Source organism: Massilia sp. CT11-108 (assembly GCF_047302915.1).
GTDB lineage: Bacteria > Pseudomonadota > Gammaproteobacteria > Burkholderiales > Burkholderiaceae_D > Telluria > Telluria orientalis.
Window position 1 is genome coordinate 1 of the sequence record NZ_JBKYMO010001089.1, and the last position, 743, is coordinate 743.

1 protein-coding gene is annotated in these 743 nt (G+C 62.6%); it reads left to right on the top strand.

Going from position 1 to position 743, the window contains the following annotated elements:
* The coding region (locus tag ACEN88_RS33320; protein WP_413346603.1) for an elongation factor Tu at nt 1-743 on the top strand (743 nt) is incomplete at both ends.

Below are 743 nucleotides of genomic sequence, written 5' to 3' on the forward strand. Positions count from 1 at the left end.
TACGACCAGATCGACGCGGCTCCGGAAGAAAAAGCACGCGGCATCACCATCAACACCGCGCACGTCGAGTACGAAACGGCCAACCGCCACTACGCACACGTCGACTGCCCGGGCCACGCCGACTACATCAAGAACATGATCACCGGCGCAGCGCAGATGGACGGCGCGATCCTGGTGTGCTCCGCTGCTGACGGCCCGATGCCGCAGACCCGCGAACACATCCTGCTGGCTCGCCAGGTGGGTGTTCCGTACATCATCGTGTTCCTGAACAAGTGCGACCTGGTCGACGACGCGGAACTGCTGGAACTGGTCGAAATGGAAGTGCGCGAGCTGCTCTCGAAGTACGAGTTCCCGGGCGACGACCTGCCGATCATCAAGGGTTCGGCTCGTATGGCGCTGGAAGGCCAGCAGGGCGAAATGGGCGAAGACTGCATCATCCGCCTGGCTGAAGCCCTGGACACCTACATCCCGACCCCGGAACGTGCTGTTGACGGCGCCTTCCTGATGCCGGTGGAAGACGTGTTCTCGATCTCGGGCCGCGGTACCGTGGTGACCGGTCGTGTCGAGCGCGGCATCATCAAGGTCGGCGAAGAGATCGAAATCGTCGGTATCGTCGATACGGTCAAGACGACCTGCACCGGCGTGGAAATGTTCCGCAAGCTGCTGGACCAGGGTCAAGCTGGCGACAACGTCGGCCTGCTGCTGCGCGGTACCAAGCGTGAAGACGTCCAGCGTGGCCAGGT